General features: G+C 74.3%; 21 protein-coding genes and 1 riboswitch. Of the genes, 9 read left to right on the top strand and 12 right to left on the bottom strand.

Annotation, left to right across the window (positions count from 1 at the left end; genetic code table 11):
- Window positions 1–67 precede the first annotated feature (67 nt).
- Window positions 68–2,890 (top strand): aminomethyl-transferring glycine dehydrogenase, encoded by a 2,823-nt coding sequence (gcvP, locus tag ACQP12_RS17790; protein ID WP_433280264.1) that lies wholly within the window; start codon window positions 68–70, stop codon window positions 2,888–2,890.
- A gap of 93 nt (window positions 2,891–2,983) precedes the next feature.
- Here the strand turns inward: gcvP and ACQP12_RS17785 are convergent, their stop codons facing one another.
- Entirely contained in the window at window positions 2,984–3,184 is a 201-nt protein-coding gene (locus tag ACQP12_RS17785; RefSeq protein ID WP_109947276.1) for a DUF5999 family protein, read from the bottom strand.
- Window positions 3,185–3,307: 123 nt separating this feature from the next.
- Here ACQP12_RS17785 and ACQP12_RS17780 point away from each other — a divergent pair, with 123 nt between their 5' ends.
- The gene (locus tag ACQP12_RS17780) at window positions 3,308–4,504 is read left to right on the top strand and encodes a chorismate-binding protein (protein ID WP_433280262.1); all 1,197 of its coding nucleotides are present in this window, start codon (window positions 3,308–3,310) and stop codon (window positions 4,502–4,504) included.
- An 8-nt stretch (window positions 4,505–4,512) separates the two neighbouring features.
- Here ACQP12_RS17780 and pip read toward each other — a convergent pair whose 3' ends face one another.
- Window positions 4,513–5,460, bottom strand: a complete 948-nt coding sequence (gene pip, locus ACQP12_RS17775) for a prolyl aminopeptidase (RefSeq protein WP_433280260.1) — start codon at window positions 5,458–5,460, stop codon at window positions 4,513–4,515.
- 51 nt (window positions 5,461–5,511) lie between these two features.
- On the opposite strand from pip, the gene ACQP12_RS17770 reads away from it, so the two are divergent.
- On the top strand, window positions 5,512–6,003 hold the full coding sequence (locus ACQP12_RS17770; protein WP_433280259.1) for a MarR family winged helix-turn-helix transcriptional regulator: 492 nt from the start codon (window positions 5,512–5,514) through the stop codon (window positions 6,001–6,003).
- A 166-nt stretch (window positions 6,004–6,169) separates the two neighbouring features.
- Here the strand turns inward: ACQP12_RS17770 and ACQP12_RS17765 are convergent, their stop codons facing one another.
- Both ACQP12_RS17765 and ACQP12_RS17760 read right to left on the bottom strand, forming a co-directional pair.
- A complete protein-coding gene (locus ACQP12_RS17765) occupies window positions 6,170–7,003 on the bottom strand; it encodes an ABC transporter permease (RefSeq protein WP_433280257.1) in 834 nt (277 codons plus the stop codon).
- On the bottom strand, window positions 7,000–7,959 hold the full coding sequence (locus ACQP12_RS17760; RefSeq protein ID WP_433280255.1) for an ATP-binding cassette domain-containing protein: 960 nt from the start codon (window positions 7,957–7,959) through the stop codon (window positions 7,000–7,002). Before ACQP12_RS17760 ends, ACQP12_RS17765 begins: the two co-directional genes overlap by 4 nt.
- 72 nt (window positions 7,960–8,031) lie before the next feature.
- Between ACQP12_RS17760 and ACQP12_RS17755 the strand changes: the two genes are divergently transcribed.
- Both ACQP12_RS17755 and def read left to right on the top strand, forming a co-directional pair.
- The gene (locus ACQP12_RS17755) at window positions 8,032–8,820 is read left to right on the top strand and encodes a TetR/AcrR family transcriptional regulator (RefSeq protein ID WP_357946443.1); all 789 of its coding nucleotides are present in this window, start codon (window positions 8,032–8,034) and stop codon (window positions 8,818–8,820) included.
- A 10-nt stretch (window positions 8,821–8,830) separates the two neighbouring features.
- Entirely contained in the window at window positions 8,831–9,340 is a 510-nt protein-coding gene (def, locus tag ACQP12_RS17750; RefSeq protein WP_433280253.1) for a peptide deformylase, read from the top strand.
- A gap of 58 nt (window positions 9,341–9,398) precedes the next feature.
- Here the strand turns inward: def and ACQP12_RS17745 are convergent, their stop codons facing one another.
- From ACQP12_RS17745 to ACQP12_RS17735, 3 genes are all read right to left on the bottom strand, one after another.
- Window positions 9,399–10,967: a VWA domain-containing protein gene (locus ACQP12_RS17745; protein WP_433280251.1), complete on the bottom strand. Its 1,569-nt coding sequence runs from the start codon at window positions 10,965–10,967 to the stop codon at window positions 9,399–9,401.
- A gap of 159 nt (window positions 10,968–11,126) precedes the next feature.
- Window positions 11,127–11,900: a GNAT family N-acetyltransferase gene (locus tag ACQP12_RS17740; RefSeq protein WP_433280249.1), complete on the bottom strand. Its 774-nt coding sequence runs from the start codon at window positions 11,898–11,900 to the stop codon at window positions 11,127–11,129.
- A gap of 32 nt (window positions 11,901–11,932) precedes the next feature.
- Window positions 11,933–12,706: a sulfite exporter TauE/SafE family protein gene (locus ACQP12_RS17735; RefSeq protein WP_433280247.1), complete on the bottom strand. Its 774-nt coding sequence runs from the start codon at window positions 12,704–12,706 to the stop codon at window positions 11,933–11,935.
- 186 nt (window positions 12,707–12,892) lie between these two features.
- On the opposite strand from ACQP12_RS17735, the gene ACQP12_RS17730 reads away from it, so the two are divergent.
- The gene (locus ACQP12_RS17730) at window positions 12,893–13,672 is read left to right on the top strand and encodes an endonuclease/exonuclease/phosphatase family protein (RefSeq protein WP_357946457.1); all 780 of its coding nucleotides are present in this window, start codon (window positions 12,893–12,895) and stop codon (window positions 13,670–13,672) included.
- 18 nt (window positions 13,673–13,690) lie between these two features.
- Here the strand turns inward: ACQP12_RS17730 and ACQP12_RS17725 are convergent, their stop codons facing one another.
- From ACQP12_RS17725 to ACQP12_RS17715, 3 genes are all read right to left on the bottom strand, one after another.
- Window positions 13,691–14,572 carry a bifunctional 5,10-methylenetetrahydrofolate dehydrogenase/5,10-methenyltetrahydrofolate cyclohydrolase gene (locus ACQP12_RS17725; RefSeq protein WP_357946459.1) on the bottom strand — a complete coding sequence of 294 codons (882 nt, stop codon included), beginning with the start codon at window positions 14,570–14,572 and terminating at the stop codon, window positions 13,691–13,693.
- Between the two features lie 13 nt (window positions 14,573–14,585).
- A riboswitch (ZMP/ZTP riboswitch) is annotated at window positions 14,586–14,666 on the bottom strand.
- The gene (locus ACQP12_RS17720; RefSeq protein ID WP_433280245.1) at window positions 14,666–15,691 is read right to left on the bottom strand and encodes a hypothetical protein; all 1,026 of its coding nucleotides are present in this window, start codon (window positions 15,689–15,691) and stop codon (window positions 14,666–14,668) included. It overlaps the preceding riboswitch by 1 nt.
- An 18-nt stretch (window positions 15,692–15,709) precedes the next feature.
- Window positions 15,710–16,717, bottom strand: a complete 1,008-nt coding sequence (locus ACQP12_RS17715) for a tyrosine-type recombinase/integrase (protein ID WP_433280243.1) — start codon at window positions 16,715–16,717, stop codon at window positions 15,710–15,712.
- Between the two features lie 94 nt (window positions 16,718–16,811).
- On the opposite strand from ACQP12_RS17715, the gene ACQP12_RS17710 reads away from it, so the two are divergent.
- Both ACQP12_RS17710 and ACQP12_RS17705 read left to right on the top strand, forming a co-directional pair.
- Complete coding sequence (locus tag ACQP12_RS17710; RefSeq protein ID WP_433280241.1) at window positions 16,812–17,681, top strand: aminoglycoside phosphotransferase family protein; 870 nt, start codon at window positions 16,812–16,814, stop codon at window positions 17,679–17,681.
- 225 nt (window positions 17,682–17,906) lie between these two features.
- On the top strand, window positions 17,907–19,130 hold the full coding sequence (locus ACQP12_RS17705) for a hypothetical protein (protein ID WP_433280239.1): 1,224 nt from the start codon (window positions 17,907–17,909) through the stop codon (window positions 19,128–19,130).
- A 68-nt stretch (window positions 19,131–19,198) separates the two neighbouring features.
- Here the strand turns inward: ACQP12_RS17705 and ACQP12_RS17700 are convergent, their stop codons facing one another.
- Window positions 19,199–20,161 carry a LuxR C-terminal-related transcriptional regulator gene (locus tag ACQP12_RS17700; RefSeq protein WP_433280237.1) on the bottom strand — a complete coding sequence of 321 codons (963 nt, stop codon included), beginning with the start codon at window positions 20,159–20,161 and terminating at the stop codon, window positions 19,199–19,201.
- Window positions 20,162–20,234: 73 nt separating this feature from the next.
- Entirely contained in the window at window positions 20,235–20,675 is a 441-nt protein-coding gene (locus ACQP12_RS17695; RefSeq protein WP_433280235.1) for a YybH family protein, read from the bottom strand.
- A gap of 242 nt (window positions 20,676–20,917) precedes the next feature.
- Between ACQP12_RS17695 and ACQP12_RS17690 the strand changes: the two genes are divergently transcribed.
- A complete protein-coding gene (locus ACQP12_RS17690) occupies window positions 20,918–22,126 on the top strand; it encodes a hypothetical protein (protein ID WP_433280233.1) in 1,209 nt (402 codons plus the stop codon).
- The last annotated feature ends 31 nt before the right edge of the window (window positions 22,127–22,157 follow it).

Genomic DNA, 22,157 nt, shown 5'->3' with positions numbered 1-22,157 from the left:
GGAGCGCGTCAGCGCGACTCAGGGGGAGGCCGACCCGTCGACCTCGCCCCCGCAAGGAGCGCAGCGCATGACCGCAGAGCAGTTCGCCGACCGGCACATCGGCCCCGGCCCGGACGACGAGCGCCGGATGCTGGAGACCGTCGGTCACAGCTCCATCGACGAGCTGATGGACGCCGCGATCCCCGAGGTGATCCGCTGGCACGGCGCCCTGGACCTGCCCGCCCCGGCCAGCGAGCGGGAGGCCATCGCGGAGCTGCGCGCCCTGGCCGCCCGCAACACCGTCGCCGTGTCGATGATCGGGTTGGGCTACCACGGCACGCACACCCCGGCGGTGATCCGCCGCAACGTGCTGGAGAACCCGGCCTGGTACACGGCGTACACGCCGTACCAGCCGGAGATCAGCCAGGGTCGCCTCGAGGCGCTGCTGAACTTCCAGACCATGGTCACCGACCTGACCGGGCTGGCCACCGCGAACGCCTCCATGCTCGACGAGGGCACCGCCGCGGCCGAGGCCATGACCCTGGCCCGCCGCGCGTCGAGGACCAAGAGCCCGGTGTACGTGGTCGACGCCGACACCCTGCCGCAGACCGTCGCGGTGATCACCAGCCGCGCCGAGCCGCTCGGCATCGACGTGCGCGTGCTCGACGTGGAGCGTGACGAGCTGCCCGCCGAGTTCTTCGGCCTGCACCTGCAGTACCCGGGGGCGTCCGGAGCGGTCCGCGACCACACCCGGCTCGTGGAGGCCGCGCACGCCGCCGGCGCGCTGGTGACGGTCGCCGCGGACCTGCTGGCGCTGACCCTGCTGCGCCCGCCGGGGGAGATCGGCGCCGACATCGCCGCCGGCACCACCCAGCGTTTCGGCGTGCCCATGGGCTTCGGCGGCCCGCACGCCGGCTACCTGGCCGTCCGGTCCGGGCTGGAGCGGATGCTGCCCGGCCGGCTCGTCGGGGTGTCCAAGGACGCCGACGGCAACCCGGCGTACCGGCTGGCGTTGCAGACCCGCGAGCAGCACATCCGCCGGGAGAAGGCGACCAGCAACATCTGCACCGCGCAGGTGCTGCTCGCGGTGATGGCCGGCATGTACGCCGTCTACCACGGCCCCGACGGGCTGCGGGCCATCGCCCGGCGTACCCATGAGGCGGCGGCGCGGCTCGCGGCCGGGCTGCGCGCCGGGGGCGTGCAGGTCGCGGACGTCGCGTTCTTCGACACCGTCACGGCCACCGTGCCGGGGCGGGCCGCCGAGGTGGTGGCCGCCGCCGCGCGGCGCAACGTGAACCTGCGGCTGATCGACGCCGACCGGGTCGGCATCTCCTGCGACGAGACCACCACGGCCGCGCACCTGGCGGAGGTGTGGGCGGCGTTCGGCGTGGCCGGGGTCGACGGCGAGGTCGACGCGGCGCTGCCCGGCGACCTGGCCCGCGGCAGTGACTTCCTCACCCACCCGGTGTTCCGCACCCACCACTCGGAGACGGCGATGCTGCGCTACCTGCGCCGGCTGTCGGACTTCGACTACGCCCTGGACCGGGGCATGATCCCGCTCGGTTCGTGCACCATGAAGCTGAACGCCACCACCGAGATGGAGCCGATCACCTGGCCGGAGTTCGCGCACCTGCACCCGTTCGCCCCGGCCGAGCAGACCGCCGGCTACCGGGAGCTGATCGCCCAGCTGGAGGGGTGGCTGGCCGAGGTGACCGGCTACGACGCGGTCAGCGTGCAGCCCAACGCCGGGTCGCAGGGTGAGCTGGCCGGGCTGCTGGCCATCCGGGCCTACCACCGGGAGCGCGGGGAGGCGCACCGCGACGTGTGCCTGATCCCGTCGTCGGCGCACGGCACCAACGCCGCGTCGGCCGTGATGGCCGGCATGCGGGTGGTCGTGGTCGGCTGCGACGCCGACGGCAACGTCGACCTGGTCGACCTCGACACGAAGATCGACAAGCACCGGGACGCGCTCGCCGCGATCATGGTGACCTACCCGTCGACCCACGGGGTGTACGAGACGGGCATCGCGCAGCTGTGCGCGAAGGTGCACGACGCCGGCGGGCAGGTGTACGTCGACGGCGCGAACCTCAACGCCCTCGTCGGGTTCGCCAAGCCGGGCCGGTTCGGGGCGGACGTGTCGCACCTGAACCTGCACAAGACGTTCTGCATCCCGCACGGCGGCGGCGGTCCCGGCGTGGGCCCGGTGGCGGTGCGCGCGCACCTGGCGCCGTTCCTGCCCGGCGACCCGCTCGGCGCGCACGTCGACGGGCGGCCGGCGATCTCCGCGGCGAACCACGGGTCGGCGGGGATCCTGCCGATCCCGTGGGCGTACCTGCGGATGATGGGCGCCGAGGGGCTGGCCCGGGCCACCGGTGTGGCGGTCCTCGCGGCGAACTACGTGGCCGCGCGGCTGCGGCAGCACTTCCCGGTGCTGTACGCCGGCAACAAGGGCCTCGTGGCGCACGAGTGCATCCTGGACCTGCGGCCGCTGACGAAGGCGACCGGCGTGACCGTCGACGACGTGGCGAAGCGGCTCATCGACTACGGCTTCCACGCGCCGACGATGTCGTTCCCGGTGGCGGGGACGCTGATGGTGGAGCCGACCGAGAGCGAGGACCTGGCCGAGCTGGACCGGTTCTGCGACGCGATGATCGCCATCCGCGCGGAGATCGACAAGGTGGGCTCGGGGGAGTGGCCGGCGGGGGACAACCCGCTGTCCAACGCGCCGCACACCGCGGCGATGGTGTCCGGTGACGAGTGGCCGCACCCGTACCCGCGGTCGGTGGGCGCGTACCCGGGCGCGGTGGATCGGGCGGGGAAGTACTGGCCGCCGGTGCGGCGGATCGACGGCGCGTACGGCGACCGGAACCTGGTCTGCTCGTGTCCCGCGCCGGAGGCGTTCGAGAGCTGAGGCGCAGCGCGCCGGGGCGGTGCAGTGCCGCCGCCCCGGCCGGCGCGTCGACCGGTGGGTCGACGCGTACGCTCCATGACGGAGCGTGATCGGTCAGGCGACGAGGGCGTGTCGGGCGGGGCCGCGGTGCGGGGCGATGGTGCTGCCGTCGGGGAGCAGCTCACCGGTGTCCTCGAAGACGATGACACCGTTGCAGAGCAGGCTCCAGCCCTGCTCACGGAAGCAGGCGATGACGCGTGCGGCTTCGCGATCGGTCGCCTCAGCGGAGGGGCAGGTGGGTAGGTGCTGGCACATCGGGTTCTCCGGACTGTGGGGGCACTGTGTCATGGTTCACATGACCAGTGACGCACAGTACCAAGTGAAAGCGCGCGCTATCGAGCAAGGATGCGGCTTGTTCACCCGAAATCGGCTGAACGGATGAGTGTGAACCGACCGGACGGTGTGGAAGCGCTCCCAAGGGTGGGGGTCGACGTCCCCGGGGCGCCGCCGGAGTGCCGGGCCCGGCTCGTGGAGCGGGCCCGGCTGGAATGGTGGCTGGCCGACGGCGGCGACCCGGCGGCGCTGGCCGAGGATTTCCTGGCCGCGCACGGTGTGGCCCTGTCCGACCTGGCCCGGCCGGCCGCCCACGACCCGCGGGGGGCCTGCGGCGCCGCCCTGTTCCTGTCGGCCGCCGCCGGGGCCCGCGCGGCCGGCGGCGCCGCCGGGGCGCCCACCCCCGTGCCGGCGCTGCCGGACCTGGCCGTGGTGGTCTACGGACACACCGACCGGCCCGCCCCACCCGCCGGCCCCGGACCAGGCGGCGGCTGGTGGCTGGGCCCGTGGCGGGACAGCTGGACCCCCGCCGCGCACGCCGAGGCGGTGACGGCGGTCCGGGCGGCCATCGGGCGCGGCGACGTCTACCAGGTCAACGTCGTGGGCCACGCCACCGCCGGGTACGCCGGCGACCCGCTGCCCGCCCTCGCGCGCCTGGGCGCGCTGCCCGGCGCCCGCTACGGCGGCACCCTGTCCGGGCTCGGCTGGGCGATCGGCTGCGCCTCCCCGGAGACCCTCGTGGCGCTCGAACACGGCCGCCTGGTCACCCGGCCGATCAAGGGCACCCGCCCCGCCACCCCGGCCGGCCGCCGCGAGCTGCTCGCCTCGGCCAAGGAACGCGCCGAGCACGTCATGATCGTCGATCTGGAGCGCAACGACCTGGCCCGGGTGGCCCGCACCGGCTCGGTGCGGGTCGACGAGCTGTTCGCCGTACGCCGGTGGTGTGACCTGTGGCAGGCCGAGTCGACGGTGTCCGCCGCGGCCGCCGACGGGCTGGGCCTGGCCGGCCTGCTGCGCGCGCTCTGCCCCGGCGGGTCGGTCACCGGCGCCCCGAAGCTCGCCGCCCTCGACGAGATCGCCGCCCTGGAGCCGGTCGGCCGCGGCGCGAGCATGGGCGCGCTCGGCTGGGTCGGTCCCGGCCGCGTCGACCTGGGGTTGACCATCCGCACCGCCGCCGCGGACACCGAACGGCTGCACCTGTGGGCCGGCGGCGGCATCACCTGGGGCAGCGACCCGGCCGCCGAGGTCGCCGAGGCCGCCGCGAAGGCCGCCCCGATCCGGGCCCTGCTCGCCGCCGGCTGACCCGGGAGTCAGGCGCGGGCGAAGGCGTCCAGGGCGGCCACGACCCGCTCGCCGACCCCGTGGCCGCTGCCGTGGCCGCCGGACTCGACGATCTCCAGCCGGGCGTCGGGCCAGTCCCGGGTGAGCTGCCAGGCGATGTCCGGCGGGCCGCTGACGTCCAGACGGCCCTGCACCAGCACGCCGGGGATCCCGGCGAGCCTGCCGGCGTCGCGCAGCAGCTGCCCGTCGGGCAGGAACCCCAGGTTGCTGAAGTAGTGGGTGACCAGCCGGGTGAAGCCGGCCCGGAACTCTGGGTCGGCGTAGCGGGGGCTGGCCTGGTATCCGCCGGCCAGGGAGACGTGCACGTCCTCCCAGGCGCACCAGTCCCGCGCGGCCTGGTCGCGCACGCGCGGGTCGGGGTCGTTGACCAGCCGCGCGTACGCGGCGGACAGGTCGCCGTCGCGCTCGGCCGCCGGCACGCCGTCACGGAACCGGGCCCACTCCTCGGGGAAGACCCGGCCCATGTCCCGGGTCACCCAGTCGATCTCGCGGCGGGTGTTGGCGACCACGCTGAACAGCACGAGCGCGGTGACCCGCTCCGGGTGGCGCTGGGCGTACGCCAGCGACAGCGACGAGCCCCAGGAGGCGCCGCAGAGCAGCCACCGGTCGACGCCCAGGTGCGCGCGCAGCCGTTCCATGTCGCCCAGCAGGTGGGCGGTGGTGTTGACGGACAGGTCGGTGGCCGGGTCGCTGGCGGGCGGGGTGCTGCGGCCGCAGCCGCGCTGGTCGAACAGGATGATCCGGTAGGCGGCCGGGTCGAACAGCCGCCGCCAGGAGGCGCCCGCGCCGGAGCCGGGGCCGCCGTGCACCACGAGGGCCGGCCGGCCGTCGGGGTTGCCGCAGGTCTCCCAGTGGATCCGCTGGCCGTCGCCGACGTCGAGCTGGCCCTGCGCGTACGGCTCGATCGGTGGATACATCGGGTTCCCCTCCCACGGCCCGGATACAACAGCGCTGTTACATTAGCGGACGTGACCGCCATCCCCGACCGCGAGGCCCTCGGCACCCTGCTGCGCCACGTCCTGGAGGTGCTCGACGGCGACGTCGCCGCCGTCTACGCCGACCTCGACCTGGCCGACTACCGGCCGCGCTACTCGCCGCTGGTGCGGGTCCTCGTGGCCGACGGGCCCCTGGCGATCCGGGACCTGGCCGCCCGCGTCGGTGTCACCCACTCCGCGGCCAGCCAGACCGTCGCCCAGATGGCCCGCGCCGGACTCGTCGAACTCGCCCCCGGCGCGGACGCCCGACAGCGCATCGTCAGCCTCACCGATCGGGCGCGCGCCCTGCTGCCGGTGATCGAGGCCGAGTGGGCGGCCACCACCACCGCCATGCGGGGGCTGGATGCCGAGCTGCCCGTGGCGCTGGCCGACGAGCTGTACGCGGTGCTTGCCGCGCTGCGCCGCCGCCCGCTGCGCGACCGGATCGCTGACACCGGCCTGGCGCCCACCCGACCGCAGGCCTGACCCCCGCCGCCCGCTCGCGCAGGGCGGGCGGCGGGCTGACCGGCCTGACCCGCGCCGCCCGCCCCGACAGGGCGGGCGACGGGCTGAGCCCGCGCCGGCCGCCCTGCCCTGAGCCACGCCCTGCCCTGAGCCGCTGGCGCGCGACGCCGGCCGGGCTCGGCCGGCTTCAGCGGGCCAGGCGTTGCCAGCGGCGCACGGACAGCGGCAGGAACACGGCGACCAGCAGCAGCGGCCAGGCCACCGCCAGGGCGACCGCGTGCTCGGCGGGCCACGAGCCGGCGCCCCAGCCGGGGTTGCCGAACAGGTCCCGGGTGGCGGCGACGGTGGCCGACAGCGGGTTCCAGGCGGCGACCGCGGCGAGCCATCCGGGCATGGTGGCCGGGGCGACGAACGCGTTGGAGGCGAAGCCCAGCGGCCAGACCAGGATCTGCAGGGCGGCGACCGCCTCGGGGCGGCGCAGCAGCAGCGCCAGGTACACCCCGAGCCAGATCATCGCGAAGCGCAGGAGCAGCAGCAGCGCCACCGCGGCCAGGGCGGCGACCGGGCCGCGGTGCGGCTGCCAGCCGATCAGGACGCCGCAGGCGAGCACCACGGCGAGGGCCACCGCGGAGTGCAGCAGGTCGGCCACGGCGCGGCCGGTGACCACCGCGGCGCGGCTCATGGGCAGCGACCGGAACCGGTCGGTCACGCCGCGGGCGGTGTCCACGGCCACCGCCGTGTAGGTGGTCTCGACGCCGAAGAGCATGGTCATGGCCACCATGCCGGGCAGCAGGAACTCCCGGTAGCCGGCGCCGTCGGACGGTGCCGGCGCCCCGCCACCGTCGGGCAGTGCCATGGCGCCGCCGAACAGGTAGCCGAACATCAGCAGCAGCAGGATGGGGAACAGCAGGCCGAACAGCACCTCGCCGGGGCGGCGGGCCCAGTGGGCGAGGGTCCGGCCGGTCAGGACGGCGGTGTCGGCGGCGGCCCAGCGGGCCCGGGACAGCGGCAGGACGGTCATGCCGGCACCTCCGTGCGGGAGTCGGTGAGGTGCAGGAACACCTCGTCGAGGGTGGGGCGGCGCACCGCCACGTCGCCGGCGCGCAGGCCGGCTGCCTCCACGGCGCGCAGCACCGCGGCGAGCGCGGCGACCCGGTCGGTGACCGGGACGCTGAGGCGCAGCGCGGCGCGGTCGACGGTGGGTGTCACTCCGGTGGCGGCGGCGACGGCCGCGGCGGCCGGGGTCAGGTCGTCGGGGTGGTGCAGCACCACGTCGATCCGGTCGCCGCCGAGGGTCGACTTCAGCTCCTCCGGGGTGCCGGCGGCGGTCACCCGCCCGTGGTGGAGCACCCGCACGCTGTCGGCGAGCCGGTCGGCCTCCTCCAGGTACTGCGTGGTGAGCAGGACGGTGGTCCCGGCGCCGACCAGGCCGCGCACGGCGTCCCAGACGTCGCTGCGGGCGCGCGGGTCCAGGCCGGTGGTGGGTTCGTCGAGGAACAGCACCGGCGGGTCGACGATCAGCGCGGCGGCCAGGTCGAGCCGGCGGCGCATCCCGCCGGACCAGCCGGCCACCGGCCGGTGGCCGGCCGCGGTCAGGTCGAAGCGGTCGAGCAGGTCGTCGGCGCGGGCCGCCGCGCGGGCCGGGGAGAGGTGGTGCAGCCGGCCGAACAGCACCAGGTTCTGCCGGCCGCCGAGGATCTCGTCGACCGCCGCGTGCTGGCCGACCAGGCCCAGGTGCGCGCGGGCCCGGTCGGCCTGCCGGCGCACGTCGAACCCGGCGACCCGGGCCACCCCGGAGTCGGCGCGCAGCAGGGTGGTCAGGATGCGAACCAGGGTGCTCTTGCCGGCCCCGTTCACCCCGAGCACCGCGCAGACCGTGCCCGCGGGCACCGCCAGGTCGACGCCGTCCAGTGCGGCCTGGTCGCCGTAGCGCTTGCGCAGGCCCTCCGCCTCGATCGCCGGTCCGTCCCGTCGCATCGCCCCTCCGCCCCTTCGTCCAGTACGCCGTACCGTACAGCATACGACAAGGGGGGTCGGTACAGTCGGCGGGTGACCACCGAGTACAGCGGCACCGGGGACCCGGCGCGCAGCCTCGCCCTGCTCTGGCGTACCCGGGAGAAGGCCAGCCGCAAGGGCGGCGACCTCTCCGTGGAGCGGATCGTGCGCGCGGCCATCGAGGTCGCCGACGCCGACGGGCTGGCCGCGCTGTCGATGCGCCGGGTCGCCGAGCGGCTCGGGGTGGGCACCATGACCCTCTACACGCACGTGCCCGGCAAGGGCGAGCTGCTCGACGTCATGCTCGACACCGTCTACGGCGAGACGGCCCGCCCCGAGCAGGTGCCGGGCGGCTGGCGGGGCCGGCTCGCGCAGATCGCCCGGGAGAACTTCGCCCTCTACCTGCGCCACCCGTGGCTGCTGCAGGTCGCCACCACCCGCCCGCCGCTGGGCCCGAACCTGATCGCCAAGTACGAGTACGAGCTGCGCGCCGTCGACGGCATCGGGCTGACCGACCTGGAGATGGACGCCGTGGTCACCCTGGTCACCGGCTACGTCCACGGCGCGGCCCGCCCCGCCGTGGAGGCGGCCCAGGCCGCCCGGGACACCGGGATGACCGAGCAGCAGTGGTGGTACGCGCACGCCCCGTACCTGGAGAAGGTCCTCGACCCGAACCGGTTTCCCCTCGCCGCCCGGGTCGGCGCCGCCGCCGGCGAGGAGTACCAGGCCGCCGGCGACCCGGCCCGAGCCTTCGAGTTCGGGCTGGCCCGCCTGCTCGACGGCGTCGAGGTCCTGGTCCGCGACCGGGCGGGTGCCGCACCCGCCGGGGTAACGGGCGGATAGCCTTCCGGGCATGACTATGCGCCCGATCCGGATCATCGGCGACCCCGTGCTGCGCACCCCGTCCGAGCCGGTGACCGATTTCGACGCCGACCTGCGCGCGCTCGTGCAGGACCTCATGGACACGCTGCTCGGCGCGCCCGGCCGGGCCGGCGTCGCGGCCCCGCAGATCGGGGTGAACGCGCAGGTGTTCGTCTACGACGCCGACGGGCACCGCGGCCACCTGATCAACCCGACGCTGGAGCTGTCCGAGGAGCGCCAGGACGACGACGAGGGCTGCCTGTCCATCCCCGGGCTGTACTTCCCGACGCCGCGGGCCATGCACGCCACCGCGCACGGCTTCGACCAGCACGGCCAGCCGCTGACCATCGCCGGCAGCGGGTTCCTGGCCCGCGCCCTGCAGCACGAGACCGACCACCTGCACGGCCGCCTGTACGTGGACACGCTGCGCGGCGACACCCGCCGCCGGGCCCTGCGGGAGATCCGCGCCGGCCGCTTCGACTCGCCCAGCCGGGGCCGCTGAACCCGACGGCGGGGGTGGCCGGCGCCGCCGACCACCCCCGTACGTCAGTCGCGACAGGTCACTTCGGCGGCGGGGCCACCAGGCAGGTCGCGGTCGAGGTGTTGCCGGAGTCGTCCACGCCGGTGATGATCGCGTCGCCGCGCAGCGTCACCTTGTAGTCGATGTCGCCGGTGCCGTCCTTGACCCGGGACTGCGCGCCCGGCGCCTGCACCAGCTTGATCTTCGTGCCGGCCGGGAACGGCCCGAACCGCACCGACGCGTCAGCGGCGTCGCCGATGTACACCACGACGGCGGTGTCGACGATGTCCGTCGCGGTGAGCTGGTAGAACCCGTCCGGGTTGTACGAGCCGGGGATGTTGCCGCCGCTGGGGTTGTTCGTCGGCACGCACCGCGTCACCGGCGCGGTGGTGTCGACCACCCGCATCACCGCGGTGTCGCTGCCGGTGTTGCCGGCCGCGTCGGTGGCGGTGCAGGTGACCGTGGTGGCGCCCAGCGGGAAGGTGCTGCCGGGCGGCGGCGCGCAACTCGGGGTGAGCGGACCGTCGACGTTGTCGGTGGCGCTCGCCGGGTAGTTGATCACCGCGCCGGCGGGGCTGGTGGCCTCCACCGTCCGGTCGTCCACGACCACCGTCGGCGGGGTCACGTCGTTGACCCGCACCGTGATGTGCTCGACGAACGCCGGCCCACCGGAGAGCCCGTTGAGCAGGAAGTCCACCGTGCAGTGCAGGGTGGCGCCCTGCGGGGCGTCGCCGGCGACCGTGATGGTCTCGGCGAACGGCACGTCGGTGCCGCTCTGCTGGGTCCTCGACGGCGCGTCGAAGCTCACCGACAGGCCCGGGTCGCAGACCACCTGCGGGGTGACGGTCACGTCGAGGTCCCGCAGCCCGGACAGGATCGCCGCGGTGACCGTGTCCGGGGCGCTGCCGACCACCTGCCCGCCGGTGGCGGCGGCCACGGTGGTGGCCTGCCCGCTCGCGTCGAGGCCGCCGCCCCCGCCGGTGACGTCGACCGCGAGCACGCGGGCGTCGTCGGCCTGCAGCGCGGCGGTGGCCTGCGCCAGAGTGTGCCCGGCGCTCGGGTCGTGGCTGGGCGCGTCACCGACCAGCACCACGATCCGGCTGCTGCCCGAGCGGTAGGCGATGCCCCCGTCGGAGACCTGGAACAGCCCGTTCACCCACGCCTCCGGGACGTCGCCACCGCCGCCGGCGGCCAGCCCGTCGACCGCGTTCTGCAACGCGGTGGCATCGTCGGTCAGGTTCTGCCGGACCCGGAACAGCTCCGCGCCGTCGCCCTCGTCCCGGTAGGAGGCCACCGCGAACTGTGCGCTGGGCTGCGCCCCGCGCACGTTGTTGATCACCTGTTGCAGGTTGGTGCGGACGTTGGCGATCGCCGCGCCCATGCTGCCGGTCGTGTCGACCAGCAGCACCACGTCCGGGTTCGGCGGGATCGGCGGCGTCGAGACCACCTTGCCGATGCCAATGGTGGCGCCGGGGTCCGCGGACCGGTCCACGGTGGCCGGGTCGACGCCGGGCGCCGCCCAGGCCGGCGTGGCCGTGACCAACGCGGTCACCGCGGCAGCCACGGTCACCGCCGTTCTTCGCCCCCGGGGCACTGCTGTGAAACCCATCGTGTCTCCTTCAGCTCCGCCGCGCCCGCCCCGGGCGCGGCCTCGAAGCCAGACGCTAGGGGCTGGGCCGCGCCGGACCGGTCCGACACAAGCCCAGGTCAGGGTCGGGTTGTTGACCCGGCGTGGCGGCTGGACAGGACAGACTGAGCGGTCAGGCGGTCACGGCAGGCGGTGCAGCGCGCACTCGGTGAAGTCGGCGACCCGGGTGAAGCCGAGCCGCTCGTAGAGACGCACCGCCGCGACGTTGTCGGCCTTCACGTTGAGGGTCACGTGGTCGACCGCGGCCCGCATCCCGGCGCACAGCGCCGCCACGGCCGCCCCGGCCAGACCCCGCCCCCGCACGTCCGGGTGGGTGGTCACGTTGCCCAGCGCCGCCACCCGCCACGTCGGCGACCACACGTGCACCCCGGCCACCGCCACCAGCCGGCCGTCCTCCCGCACCCCGACGTAGCGGCCGGTGTCCAGCATCCGCGGATCGAACCAGTTGCCCGGATACGCCGCCGCGTACAGCTCCCGCAGCTCCGGCAGGTCGGCGCGACCCAGCGGCACCCCGGCCGGCGCCACCGCCGCCAGCCGGGCCGGGTCCGTCAACGCCATCCGGTGATGCGCGGCGGCGTCGGACACCGCGTACCAGCGGGCCACCGTGGCGTCCAGGCCGGGGGAGAGGTGCGCCCACAGCCGGGCCGGCAGCATCGGCGCCGCCTCGGCCAGCAGCGCCGCCAGGTCCCCGGCGCGCTCCGGCGGCGCGAACGCCAGCAGGGTGGGCAGCTCGACACCGTGGTAGAGCAGCACCACCTCGTCGCCCCGCCGGAACCAGGACGTGTACGGCCAGAAGAAGTCGTCCAGATCGCCCAACTGGTACGCGTGCAGCACCGGGTCCCGACCCAACAGCTCGGCGAGGACGGCACGGTCGTGTTCGGCGCGCACAGCCACCCGCCGATGATCACATGCCGGCGGTCAGCGCCTCACATCGCCACCCACTGGTCGTAGCCCAGCTTGCCCACCAGCGCCACCACCACGACCAGCAGCACCACCCGCACGAAACCTGAGCCGCGCCGCAACGCCATCCGCGCGCCCACCGCCGCGCCGGCGACGTTGCACACCGCCATCGCCGCGCCCAGCAGCCACCACACGTGCCCCGTCGCCGCGAACACCACCAGCGCACCCAGGTTCGTGCCCGCGTTGACCACCTTCGCCATCGCCGAGGCGTGCACGAAGTCCGCCCCCAGCAGCGCGGTGAACGCCAACACCAGGAACGTCCCCGTGCCCGGGCCGATCAACCCGTCGTACAGCGCGATGCCCAGACCGGCCACCGCCACGGCCACCACCACCCGCGTCGGCGTACGCCGCCCCGGATACGACACCACGCCCAGCCGCGGCCGGGTCAGCACGAACACCGCCACCGACACCAGCACCACCAGCACCACCGGCCGGTACGCACCCGCCGGCACCGCCCCCGCCAGGGCCGCGCCCAACCCGGCCGTCAGCACCGCCAACCCCGCCGCCGGACCCGCCACCGCCCAGTCCAGCTTCGTCCGCCGCGCGTACGTCACCGCCGCCGTCGACGTACCGAAGATCGCGGCCAGCTTGTTCGTGCCCAACGCCGTCGCCACCGGCACCCCCGGCGCGCCCAGCAGCAGCGCCGGCAGCAGCAACAGGCCACCACCGCCCACCACGGCGTCCACCCAGCCCGCCAGAGCGGCCGCGCTCAACAGGGTCGTCAGCGACAGAGGATCCACGGGCGGCCATTCTGCCCACCCCCACCAGCCCGACGAGACGCCCTGTGGCCAGCGTCACCGCAGCTCAACGCCCCCGCAGCCGCCGCAACCACAGACCCAGCGACGCCACGGCCACGAACACGAGCATCGAACACAGCAACGCCTTCAGCACCCGGCAAGCCTGCCACGCGGACGTAGGGTGTGCAGGTGCGCCTGGCCACCTTCAACCTGCTGCACGGCCGGTCCCTCACCGACGGACTCGTCGACCCCGACCGGCTCGCCGCCGCCGTCACCGCACTCGACGCCGACGTCCTCGCCCTGCAGGAGGTCGACCGCGACCAGACCCGCAGCGGCCGCCTCGACCTCACCGCCATCGCCGCCCGGGCCCTCGACGCCCCCGAACACCGCTTCGCCGCCGCCGTCGTCGGCACCCCCGGCGAACAGTTCCGCCCCCTCACCCACGACGACGACGGCCACGGCGAACCCCTATACGGCGTCGGCCTGGTCAGCCGCCACCCGGTCCGCTCCTGGCAGGTCACCCGCCTGCGACCCGCCCCCGTCCGCTCACCGATCTACGTCCCCGGCCCCGGCGGCGGGCTCGTGCTGCTCCGCGACGAACCCCGCGTCGTCCTCGCCGCCGTCCTCGACACCCCGCACGGGCCGCTCACCGTCGCCGCCACCCACCTGTCCTTCGTGCCCGGCTGGAACATCCTGCAACTGCGCCGCGTCGTCCGCGCCCTGCGCACGCTGCCCGCCCCGCGGATCCTCCTCGGCGACCTCAACCTGCCCGCCGGCCCCGCCGCCCTGCTGACCCGCTGGCGCCCGCTGGGCCGCCGCCCCACCTACCCGGCCGGGCAACCCCGGGTGCAGCTCGACCACATCCTCGCCGACCGGCGCGGCCTCGACCGGCTGCCCCCGGTCACCGCCGTCGACACCCCGCTGTCCACCATCTCCGACCACCGGCCGCTCATCGTCGACCTCGGCTGACCGCTCCCGGACGGCCGCTCAGCCCAGCCCGGACGCCCGCTCCGCCGCGCGCACCGCGTTGCGGAACAACATCGCCACCGTCGTCGGACCCACCCCGCCGACCCGCGGCGTGATCGCCCCCGCCACCTCGGCACACGACTCGTCCACGTCCGGCAGCAGCCGCCGCCCCTCGTAACGCACCCCGCCGCCGACCACCACACCACCCGGACGCACATGCTCCGGCTGGACGATCCCCGGCACCCCGGCCGCCGCCACCAGGATGTCCGCCCGCCGCGTGTACCGCGGCCAGTCCGGCACCCCCGTGTGCACCACCGTCACCGCCGCGTTCGCCGTCGGCCGCTTCTGCGCCAGCAACATCGCCAACGGCCGGCCCAGCGTGGCGCCCCGACCCAGGATCACCACCTCCCGGCCCGCCACCGGCACCCCGTGGAACGCCAGCAACGCCTCGATCCCCGCCGGCGTGCACGGCAACGGACCCGGCAACCCCAACGCCAACCGGCCCATGTTCACCGGATGCATCCCGTCCACGTCCTTGTCCGGGTCCAGCTCCGCCAGCGCCCGGTCATAGTCCAGATGCCCCGGGATCGGATACTGCACCAGCACCCCGTGCACGGCCTTGTCCGCGTTGAAATCCGCCAGCACCGCGTGCAGGTCCGCCTGCGACGCCGACGCCCGCAGATGCACGTGCGGCGACACGAAACCCAGCTCCGCCGCCTGCCGCTGCTTGATCCTGATGTAACCCGCGCTCGCGTCGTCGTCGCCCACCAGCACCGTCGCCAACGCCGGCGTCACCCCGGCCGCGCGCAACGCCACCACCGACTCGGCGACCTCCGCCAGCACCTGCGCCGCCACCGGCGCACCCGGCAGCAACCGCGCCGTCGTCGTACCCGAAGAAGACATGCCGCACCCCGCCCACGGAGGCCCAGGCGGTCGACCCCCGCGCCGAGCTCCCCGATGGTTGCCCATCCCCGTGCCGCCAGTCGCGTTCACCCCTCAGCCTGCCACAGCCCGCTCCACGACCGCATCCGCCACCGCCGCCCACCGCGGCAACGACCCCACCAGCGCCGCCGCCCGCCGCCGCCGCTGCACCACCGACGCCACCCGAAGGTCCGCCAACACCGCCTCGAACGCCGGCCGCAACGCCCGCTCCCGCTCCGGCGCGTCCACCGCCAGCACCGCGTGACACCGCGCGTACGTCACCACGACCCAGAACATCGCCTCCCGGTGCGCGCCCGCCGCCACCAGCTCCGCGCTCCCGTCCAGCACCACCGGCCGCCCCGCCGCCGACAGGTCCGCGACGAACGGAAACGGGGTACGCGCCACCCGCGCCGCCTCGTCGAACGTCACCGCCAACCCCGCCAGGTGCTCCCGCACCCGACCCGGACCCACCCCACCGCCGTCCAGCGACGCCAGCAACTCCTCGTACCGGTCGGCGAACCCGTACCGGGCCAACACCTCCCGCGCCAGCACGTACCGCCGCCGCACCGTCGGATCCCGCAACCCCGCCACCGCCGGCAACACCGCCAGCACCGACGTGGGGAACACCCACCCCAGCACCTGCTCCGCCAGCGACGCACCCTCGTCCAGCCGCGCCAACCCACCCTCGATGCGCCGCCGCACCCCGGCACACCGCCGCCGCACCCACACCGGATCCGCGAACCCCGCCGCCACCCGGTCCCGGATCGCCGCCAGCCGGCCCGACGGGTCCGCGATCACCGAATCCGCGCGGAACATGGGCGCGAACACCCACGAACCCAGCACGTCCGCCGGCGACCCCAACTCCGCCCACGTCAGCGCCGAGACCTCCAACAGCACCCCACGGTGCCGGAACTTGCCCACCTTCGCCCCCGGGGCGTCCCGCACGAGCAGCACGTCCACATCCGACGACGGCGCCAGCACCGCCTCATCCGGCAGACCCACCGTCGACCCGCTGAAGAACGCGCCCCCGATCGACGGATCCCGGGCCATCTCCCCGCGCACCCACTGCACCGCCACCGCCCGCGCCGCACCCACCCGCATCCCGACCATGCTGCCCGCTCAGGCCCCCTCTCGCCGCGCCACCAGGCCGGCCAGGGCCCGGTTCGTGCGGTTCGACGCCACCGCCGCGCGCTGCTGACCCGCCGTCACCTCGATGTACGTCTGCGACGACGCCAACGACGCGTGCCCCAGCAACCGCATGATCTCCGCCGCGCTCGCCCCGTCCTCCGCCAACCGCGTCGCGAACGTGTGCCGCAACGCGTGCAACCGCGCACCCCGCGGCACCCGGTCACCGATCCCCGCCCGCCGGTAACACGACTCCACCAGGTACTGCAGGCCGCCGCGGCGCAGCGGCTCGCCCTGCCGATCCACCAGCAGCGGCGCATCCGGCCGGACGGTGCGCGCCCCGAACCGCCGCCGCCGGCTGTCCAGGTAGTCCACCAGCACCCGGTCGACACCCGCCTCGATCGGCACCGTGCGCGGCCGGCCGCCCTTGCCCGCCACGTCCACCCGGCGCTCACCGGCCCGGCCGGCCACCGACGCCACCCGCAACGCCAGCAGCTCCGACAGGCGCAGGCCCGCGCAGAGCGCCAACGCCAGCACCGCCAGGTCCCGCTCCGGCCACGGGTCGCGCTGCCGGCCGTCTTCCCGGGCCACCGCGGCCAGCAGCTCCTCCGGGGTGTCCTCGCCCCGCAGCGGCTTGGGCTGGGGGAGCGGCGTCCGGGGCCGCCCCACCGCCGGCATCGGATTCCCGGGTACGACACCCTCGGCCACCAGGAACGTGAAGAAGCTGTTCCAGGTGGACCAGGCACGGTGGACGGAGGCGGCGGCGCGGGGAGCGGCGAAGCGGGCGAACGCCGCGCGCATGACCCGGGGGGACAGGGCGGTGACGCGGAGCTGGTCGAGGGGGAGGGGAGTGGCGCCGTCCCCGGTAGCCACGAGGCCCGCCACGGTGGTCAGGTCCCGCCGGTACGCGGCCAGGGTGTGCGGGGAGGGCTTCCGGGTGGCCCGGGCGGTCAGGAACTCCTCGATCAGCCGCTCCACCGATTCGTCCGGTTTGTCATGCATAAGGCATATTATGCATGATTTTCGCGTTCCTGTCAGGGGCCGGTCCGGGGGAGCGACCCGGGAAACCACTTGTCCCGCCACACAGACTGGTCCCGTGGTGGACCTCGACGAACAACTCGTACGCCGGCTCGTCGCCGTGCAGTTTCCACGATGGGCGCACCTGCCGGTCGCCGCGGTGGACCGGCAGGGGTGGGACAACCGGACGTTCCGCCTCGGCGACGACCTCGTCGTGCGGCTGCCCAGCGCCGAGGGCTACGTGCCCGGCGTCGCCAAGGAGGACCGCTGCCTGCCGGAACTGGCCCGCCACCTGCCGCTGCCCGTACCCGAACCGCTCGCCGTCGGAGCGCCCGGCGCCGGCTACCCGTACCCCTGGTCGGTGCGGCGCTGGCTGCCCGGCGACACCCTGGAGGCCGCCGGGCAGGTCGACCGGCCGGCCGTGGCGCGCGACCTCGGCGCTTTCCTCACCGCGCTGCGACGGGCGCCCGCTGCCGGGGGTCCGGCTGCCGGGCGGCACTCCTTCTTCCGGGGCTGCCACCCGAGCGCCTACGGCGACGACGTCGAGCAGGCCCTGCGCGTGCTGGGCGGGCGGGTGGACACGGCCGCCTGCCGGGACGTCTGGGCGCATGCGTTGACCTCGGCGTGGCCGGGGCCGCCGGTGTGGTTCCACGGCGACGTCGCCGTGGGCAACCTGCTCGTGGCGGGCGGGCGGCTGTCCGCGGTCATCGACTTCGGCACCTGCGGTGTCGGGGACCCGGCGTGCGACCTGGTGCCGGCCTGGACCTGGTTCGTGGGTCCGGAACGGCAGGTGTTCCGCGAGGCGGTCGGCCTGCCCGACGACGCCTGGCGGCGCGCCCGTGGCTGGGCACTGTGGAAGGCGCTCATCCAGCTGGCGCGTCCGGGCGACCGGCACGAGGAGCAGGTGCGGGTCCTGGCGGCGGTCCTCGCCGATCCGGTCGTGCCCTGACCGACGGGGAGGCCCGGAACCTGCTTACTTGACATAATGTGCATTATCGAATCTGCGGTTGGGGCAGCGTGCGGCCATCGGCCCTGCGGGTGCGTCTGGATTCGGCCATGGCGACTTTCCGCCACCTGCGGGCCCTGTCGTTTCGCCGGGCCGGACCCGATGCTGACTGCACCGGAGCCGTCCGCATCGCGGGCGGCTCCCGGCCGAACAACCCAGGGAGCGTACATGAGGAAGAACGCCCTTTGGCTGGTCACCGCAGTCTCCAGCATGGCCCTCATCGTGGGGCCCGGACTGCCGGCCGCCGCGGCGGGACCCGCCCGCGCGACCACCGCGTCGCAGACCTACACCTACGACCTCGCCACCGCCACCACGACCGACCCGGTGACCCAGGCGAAGATCGACAAGATCGCCGCGCAGCTACCCGCGGACTGGCGTGCCCGCCTCGCCGCCGTGCGGGCCGAGTCCGGCATCGAGCCCTCCGGTCTGCGCAACGCCATCGCGGCGGCCATCGACCCCGGCGACTACGAGTGCGGTGACACCGCCTTCAGCGCCTGGGCGGACGAGATTGTCGGCGGCATCGACATCGGCACGCTGTTCGTCCTGGTCATCTTCGGTGTCCTGGACTACCCGACCTACGACGCGGTCCTGTACGGCTCGTCGGCGGACCAGGCCGACTACGGTCTGCCCGCGCAGTACCAGAACTCGATGTCGCGGGCCTTCCGCGCCGCGCAGAAGTTCTGGGACGTCCCGCTCGGCGACGTCGACTTCTTCGCCATGCAGAACGACATGCTGCAGGATCCGGAGCGGGTCGCCCGGATGGTCACGCTCTTCCTGGGTCTGACCGGCGACGACGCGCGCAGCATCGCCGACCAGCTCATCGCGATCATCGACTCCGACCCGGGTCTCGCCGGCGGGGACAGCCCGCTGTTCACCCTCAACGCCTTCGCGTTCACCGCGGCGGACGAGACCGGGCCGCCCTTCGCCGGCCTGCCCGACAAGATGGTCTTCGGCGAGGGCATGTTCACCGCGCTGGAGGTGCTGGGCATCAGCGACGCCGGGCCGCGCGCGGTGCTCGGTCACGAGATGGCCCACCACGTCCAGTACGAGGCCGGCCTGTTCGACAGCCCGCTCACCGGTCCGGAGGCCACGCGCCGCACGGAGCTGATGGCCGACGCCTTCGGCACCTACTTCGTCACCCACGCGCGTGGTCTGGCGGTGAACGACCGCCGGGTCCTGGAGGCGGAGCGGGCCTTCTACGAGGTGGGCGACTGCTCGTTCACCGCGGACGGCCACCACGGCACCCCGAATCAGCGGCTCCGGGCGTCGACCTGGGGTGCGGATCTCGCCGCGGGCGCCCAGAAGCAGGGTCACATCCTGCCGACGTCCACCCTCGATCTGCGGTTCGAGCAGCAGCTGCCGGTGTTCGTCGCGCCGGACGCGAACGAGTGATCCACCGCAGGTGAACCGGGCCGGCTGTCCCCCTGGATGGCCGGCCCGGTCTGCGATCGACGGCGGTTTCAGAGCCAGCCGCGGCGTGCTGCCTGCACACCCAGCTGGAAGCGGCTGCGAGCGCCGAGTGACTTCTGCAGGGCGGCGATCCTCCTGGTGACCGTACGCTCGCTGACTCCCAGCTCCCGCGCGATCGACTCGTCGGTGAGGCCCGCACCGAGCAGGGTGAGCAGATGCCGGCTCGACTGGCTGGGGCCACCGTCGGGCGTGCCGTCGAGGGGAAGGGCGGAGATCGGCACGCCGAGTGCCCAGAACGACTCGAAAACGCCGATCACGGCGTCGAGGAAACCGCCGCCGAGTATCACCAGCCCGTGCAGACGCTCGGCGCCGGGCATGGGTGCGGTGAGGATCGCCCACCGGCCGTCGGCGATGGTCAGGTTGAAGGGGACGTTCGGGAAGACCCGGGCGGACTCCCCCGCCGAGATCGCTTGCTGGACGAGTGCCATCGCCGTGGGCTGGCGGAGGATGTGGGTGCTGTAGACGACGCGGTACGTGACGCCCCGGCGCATCGCCTCGGCGGAGCCGGGCGCCTGCGCCAGCTGGGGCGCGCCGTTGCCGACGGGTCCGACGGAGAGTGCCATGGCCTGGGTGCGGACCTCGCGGTGCAGCTTCTCCTGGGCCGCGACCGTGCTGTCGGTGGTGGTCAGCACCTCCAGGTAGTCGGGCAGGGGTGACTGCTCCGCCCACAGCCGCCCCAGCGCCTCGGAGCCCTCTCGGGCGGCCGCGGCGGCACGCAGGTGTTGTTCGGCGAGGACCTCGAGGGTGAGCCGGGGCGGCAGCGGGACCCACCTGTCCCCGTCGAGTTCCACGAGGCCGAGGCCGGCCAGTTCGTCGAGGGCGGAGTCGACAGCGACCACATCGATGCCGAGCCGTGCGGCGAGCTTCTCGCGGTGTGGAGGTCCGCCCTGCACGAGGGCCAGGTAGGCGCGTTCGGTCGCGTCGGACATTCCGAGGTCGCGCAGTGCACCCACGACAGGTGTCTATCACGATCTCCAGGTGGGTGGCCGCCCCGCCGTTGCGGCTCGACCGGTCTCGGGGCGCCGGTCAGGGCTGGAGGTCGACCACTCCCTTGCCGGTGCGGATGTCGAGCGGCACGGAGACCTGGTCGTGGGCGATCAGCCAGGTCCCGTCGACCTTCTCGAAGCAGAAGGTGGCCCGGACCCACATGCCGTTCGTCGCCGTCCCGTCCTTCAGTGTGCCGCTGAGCCGGCCGAACGCGTGTCCGAATGCGACGTCGTCGCCGACGGTGAGGGTCAGATCCCGGACCTCGTAGGACACGCTGTCGAAGAACGCGAAGACGTTCGCCCAGTTCTTGAGTTTGGCGTCCACTCCGACGTGTTGCAGCGGCGGTTCGACGTCGAAGGACACCACGTCCGTCGTGTAGAGCCGCCGCAGGCCCTCGAGATCCTTGTTCCGCAGTCCTTCGACGATCCCGTCGATCTGCTGGCGGATCCTGGTTTCGTCTGCCTCGCGTCGTCCCGGCATGTTCGGCTGCCTCTTTCTCGGGATGGAACCCTCGCGTGCCGGGCCGTGTTCAGCGCCGGAGACTGAGGGCTTTCTCGTGCGGCCCGACACGGGTCACACGGGGGATACCGAAGTCGGCCGGCTACCGATAGTGTCCACGGATCGCACCGCCCGTTCACCCGGAGGGCTCCGTCATGAGGTTCGGACTTCCGTGGCTGCCCCGAACGGTGGCCACCGTGTTGCTTCTTCTCGGAGGGGTCGGCGTGCCCGCCACGTCCGCCTCGGCGGCGCCCGCCGCGCCGACGGAACCAGCGACACCGACGGAGCAAGCGGCGCCGGCGGAGCAAGCCGCGCCGGCGGGTACGGACTTCACCGTCGACCTGGCCGGCGGGACGATTCCGCTGGGGGTCACGAAGAAGACGCTTCACCTGAAGATCAGCAACCGGGGCGACGTGACCCCGACCCGGGTCGTCGTCCGGGTCGACGCGTCGGACCTGGACAAGTTGGATTTCAAGCTCACGCTCTGGCCGACCGGCGGGCTGGGTGAGTGCGACGGCGACTTCTCCGGCTGGTACTGCGAACTGCTGCCGGATCAGCTTCCGGGGCCGGGTGAGACGGTGGACCTTCCCGTCCGCGCCACCGTCCAGACCGCCGAGCCCCTCGCGGGCCGGATCAAGGTGACGGTCGAGGTCAAACCCGTCGACACGAATCCGGCCGACAACACGAAGTGGTTCCCGATCGAGGTGGTGGATCACGCCGAAGCCGACCTCTCGGTGGTCGCGCCGGACGTGACGCAGTCGGTGCGGATCGCGGCCGACGGCCGCCTCACCTCCACCGGCACGTTGAATCCGGGCGAGACGGGCGCGGTGCGCTACACGATAGTCAACCAGGGGCGGAAGCCGGTCGATGGCGTCAAGGTCGAGCTGCGCCTGCCCACGGGCGCGACGTTCACCAGGCCGCCGGATGAATGCGTCCTCGGTGACGCGGGGCGTACGGCGGTCTGCACGTATGACCGGCTGGCCCTCGTTCCTGTCGACCAGGACCCCGATCCGAACGACCAGCTCTACTCCGCCGTCGAGCTGTACCACCTGGTGACCGTGTCGGCCGCCACGAAGGCGCCGGTCACGTTGCGAGACGGCACCGTCCGGGTCGAGGGCCTGGTCGAGCCTCGGTCGGACCGATCCGGCCCGGCGCGGCGCGCCCTTCCCGCGAACGCCGTCGCCGTACCGGCGGTCGACGTGGACGACAGCGACAACCAGGACGGGTTCGCGATCGTGGTGGTCGCGAACAGCGGCGGCGGGCCCGGTGCCCCCAGCCCCAGTGCCCCCGGTGGCGGTGGTGGCGCTGGTGGTGGCGGCAGCCTGCCGATCACCGGGGCCCGGGCCGGGCTGACCGCCGGGACCGGCCTCGCCCTGCTGGTGGGTGGCGGCGTGCTGCTGCTCCTGACCCGACGGCGCCGGGCCGTCCGGTGACCCTCGACGGGTGGCCGGTGCGCGACTGACG

The organism is Micromonospora sp. CA-244673, assembly GCF_050948395.1.
Lineage (GTDB): Bacteria > Actinomycetota > Actinomycetes > Mycobacteriales > Micromonosporaceae > Micromonospora.
This window is presented reverse-complemented; position numbering and strand designations above follow the sequence as displayed.